We start from the raw sequence: 4,176 nt of genomic DNA on the forward strand, positions 1-4,176 counted from the left end.
GCCTGGACCACTACGAAGGCCGCACCTGGCAAGGCTGGCACCACCACGTCACCCTCGTGGCCGCCGCCCACGCCTACTGCACCCTGCAACGCCTCGACCCAAAAGCCCCCGCGCCGGCCTGAGCCTCAATGCAGTACTCCGCGAACTGCAACACCTACTCGTCCGCCTGGCCGGCGCCTGCCCCACCTGCAAAACCCGCTTCCCCGCAAGACGAAAACCCCGACAACGACTCCGATCACGACAAAGCACTACTAGGAGCAGGTCGCCGCTGAGTTCGGCGCGCCCCGGCTCGGCGATCCGGCCGACGTCGAGTACGGATGGGTGGACCTGCCCGTCAAAGACGCATATCAGCGTGGGCTGGCCATCGAGCAGCGGCGCAACGAACCCGGCGGGACGAAGTTTGCGTTCGACTTCCGCCCGCACTCGCATCATTGGCAGGTGATGAGGGCGGTCAGGGCGTCCGATCACGAGGCCGGGGTGAATCCGGGTCGGCGGGGCGGACATCCTGATGGCGATGACCTCAGTCGGTGGCGGCTTCTTCCCCGTCCATCTGGACGTGGATGCCGATGGCCTGCCAGTCGCCCTGCGCATCGATATCGCCCGCGAGGACTGAGTCGACGTCGGCGAACACCCGTCCGGTCCCCCGGATTCGACGGCGCACGGGGATTCATCCGGTACCTGGGGACATCAACCCGTACGCCGAGAGCGGCATGAGCGAGCACCTGGTCGAACGCGCGTTCACACGGTCCCTCGGTGTGCGAGCCTGGCGTGCCTGAGAAATTGTTCGACCACCCAGGCCGGCCGGTGCCGGGGAAGGCAACCACAGCGTGAGTCAAGATGTACTCAACGGCGCCACCGGCCAACTGGCGGAAACTGCTGGCCGCCGGCCCGGCACCCCACCGCCGTACGCGCTCCGGTCGACTGACCGCCGGCCACCGGCGCCCGTCTGTGACCGTGCGGACAGCCGGAAACGCGTTTCTCCGATTGGCGTTGGCTGCGTAGGATCTCCAACGATCAAGGGGGATGAAACGGTGGGCGATTTCCAGCAGTTCGTGACGGATGTGACTTCGCGTCTGTCCACGATGTCCAGGGGTGAGTTGTACGCCGTCGGCGACGGTCTCGACCGGGACTCACTCTGGCTCACCTTTCTCGATTCCTTCCCCGCCGGCACCAATCTGCGGTTCCGTGAGCGATCCGAGTACGACTGCTCGACCTGCCGCGGTTTCATCAAGCACTTCGGCAACGTCGTCGAAATCCACGAGGGGCGGGTCCGTACCGTCTGGTCCGGGGTGTCGGCATCGGACCCGGTCTTCTCCGTCGTCGCCGCCGCTCTGGACGAGTTCGTTCTTTCGCTGCCGTTGTCCACCATCTTCCGGTCCACTCAGGCGCAGTACGGGACAAAGACCACCCGAACGCTGCGCGACGGCCAGGTCGAGGTATGGCACCACCTGCACGGCCGGGTGGAGAAGCGGCATCGCATCGAGGACGTCGGCGCGGCACAGGGCAACTTTGACGCCGCAGTGCAGGTCTTCCAGCGTGGCCTGGCCGAGCTGACCCGGCACGCTCTGGACACCGTCGTCGACCTCGTCGACGACAACGCCCTCTACCGCGGCGCGGAGCATCGCCGGACGGTGACCGAGTTCCGCTCGCTGCAGAACCGGTGGACTCAGGCGACCGACCGACGTGCCTTCGTCTTCGCCAACGCCATGAACCCGGCGGCCCGGTTCCGCAACACGGTGATCGGCACCCTCGTCCAGGATCTCTCCGCGGGCGTCGACCTGGAGCAGGCGGTCCGGTCGTTCGAGGCGAAGGTGGCGCCGCAGAATTACCAGCGCCCCACGGCGTTGATCACCCCGGGCATGGTCAAGGCCGCCATGAGGACCATTGCCGAGCTGGGTATCGAGGAGTCGTTGCAGCGACGGTTCGCCCGGCTGTCCGACGTGTCGGTCACCAACGTGCTGTGGGTCGACAACGACACCCAGGCACGGATGAAGGACGGCATCGAAGGGCTGCTCATGCAGGCGGCCACCACCCGGTCGCCAGGTGCGCTCCTACGCGGCGCCAGGCCGGAGGAGATTCCCGTGGTCTCCTTCATGAAGGACATTTTGCCCGGCGCCGCCACCATCGACCTGTGGGTCGCCAACACCTACGAGCCGCACTTCGTCAGCCTCACCACCGGCCGGCACCCGACTGCTCCGCGGTTGTTTAAGTGGGACAACGATTTCGGCTGGTCGTACGGCGGCAACGTCACCGACTCGATCAGGGAGAAGGTCAAGCGGGCCGGCGGCAACGTCACCGGCAAGCTGCGGGTGAGCCTGTCCTGGTTCAACCACGACGACCTAGACCTGCACGTGTACGAACCCAACGGCGACCACATCTGGTACCAGGAGAAGCGCAACAAGCTGGACGTCGACATGAACGCCAGCGGGACGCTTTCCCGTGAGCCGGTGGAGAACGTCACCTGGACCGACCGTGTCCCCGACGGTGAGTACCGGATCGAGGTAAACCAGTACCGCAAGCGGGACAGCACCCAGGTCGGCTTCGTGATCGAAACCGAGAGCAACGGGAAGATCGAGCATTACAGCCACGAGCGCGCGGTCGGCCACAAGGAGACAGTCGAGGTGGGCCGGATTACGGTTGCCGGCGGGGTAATCACCGCTTTCCGGCCAGGTAAGGACGTGCAGCCGGGCAGTGCGGGCAAAGAGTTGTGGGGCATCACCACCGAACAGTTCGTACCGGTGTCCACCATCATGTACTCGCCGAACTACTTCGACGACAACGAGGTCGGCAACCGGCACTACTTCTTCATCCTGAAGGGGTGCGTGAACAACCAGCCGACGCGGGGGATCTACAACGAGTTCCTCCGCAGCGATCTGCAACCGCACCGCAAGGTGTTCGAGGTTCTCGGCGACCGCACCAAGTGCGAGCCGTCTCCGGATCAGCTTTCCGGCCTCGGCTTCAGCTCCACGGTCCGCAGCTCTGTGGTCGCCAAGGTGACCATGACCGGCGGCCGGCGCCGCCTCATCAGCATCCAGTTCTGATTCCCTACCCAGATATTTCAGAGGGGCTACCGTGACCATTTTCGAGAAGGCCACACGGGAGAAGTTCCGCTATCCGTCGGCTAAGGGACTGCTGACCACGGAACAGCTGTGGGAGCTTCCGCTGACCGCCAAGTCCGGCTTCAGCCTCGATGATGTGGCCAAGGCGGTCAATGCCGAGCTCAAGGCCGTCGACACCGAGTCGTTCGTGGCCACCGAGGCTAATCCAGCCAAGGCAACCTTGGAGACCAAGCTGGAGGTCGTCAAGCACGTCATCGCCGTCCGCCTCACGGAGGACCAGGCGGCGAAGGCGGCGGCGGCCAAGAAGCTGGAGAAGGAGAAGCTGCTGGCGGTCCTGGCCCGCAAGCAGGACGCGGTCCTGGAAAACCTGACCGAGGCAGACCTACTGGCCCGAATCAACAACCTGTAGCCCGCCGACAATCAGCGTCTGCCAGCGGCCCCGCACATCGCCGAGAAGTACGGTCGCCATGCAAGGCCTGTGCGGCCAGGCCGACGCTCACGGCCACTTCTCGGCGAACTCACATCCGTACAACAGCGACCGCGACGCCCTCTCATCGGCATGATCGGACGCTCGGCGGAGGCCCTCGTAGTCGGTATGACGGCGGGGCACGAGCGACCCCGAGGTGAGCGCTCCGTGCTCCTTTGGTGACGAGGCCAAAGGCGGGTACATGGACGGAACGTCGTTGATCTTCGATGATGTGCGCGACGTGTGCTCGCCAGCAGATGCCAGCCCGGGTCAACCGGCGCCGACGCGGGTCACCACAGCCGATCGTGGTCGCGAACGGGGGTTCGTGTGCTCGAGCTGTGGTCCTGGGCTGGGCAAACGGGGGTCCGGGTGCCGTGGGTGAACGTGGGCCACTCCCTGCCACCCCAGGTGAACCCCCAGGTCGCTAGACTAGGCCCTCGCGCCCCCGTAGCTCAGGGGATAGAGCATCGGTTTCCTAAGAGGACGTCTGATTCACGTATTTTGTCAGCTATGTGGGTTTAGTCGTATCGCCAGGTTGGGGTGGTTTCGGTGGTGAGCCGTTTGGCGAGGTTGTCGATCATGGCGATGGTGATCATGCTGGCGGAGTTGTCGGGTCGGGCTTCGTAGTCGCGCACGAGTCGGCGGTGGTGC

At 65.1% G+C, this 4,176-nt stretch carries 2 protein-coding genes and 1 pseudogene; 2 read left to right on the forward strand and 1 reads right to left on the reverse strand.

Annotated elements, in window-relative coordinates:
• Positions 1-1,031: 1,031 nt before the first annotated feature.
• Together E1258_RS30455 and E1258_RS30460 are read left to right on the forward strand one after the other, a co-directional pair.
• On the forward strand, positions 1,032-3,041 hold the full coding sequence (locus E1258_RS30455) for a hypothetical protein (RefSeq protein WP_132407175.1): 2,010 nt from the start codon (positions 1,032-1,034) through the stop codon (positions 3,039-3,041).
• A 31-nt stretch (positions 3,042-3,072) separates the two neighbouring features.
• Entirely contained in the window at positions 3,073-3,468 is a 396-nt protein-coding gene (locus E1258_RS30460) for a hypothetical protein (protein ID WP_132407173.1), read from the forward strand.
• Positions 3,469-4,043: 575 nt separating this feature from the next.
• Here the strand turns inward: E1258_RS30460 and E1258_RS30465 are convergent.
• Positions 4,044-4,176: pseudogene (locus tag E1258_RS30465) on the reverse strand (IS5/IS1182 family transposase); the annotation flags it as partial.

It is taken from the genome of Micromonospora sp. KC207 (assembly GCF_004348615.1).
Lineage (GTDB): Bacteria > Actinomycetota > Actinomycetes > Mycobacteriales > Micromonosporaceae > Micromonospora.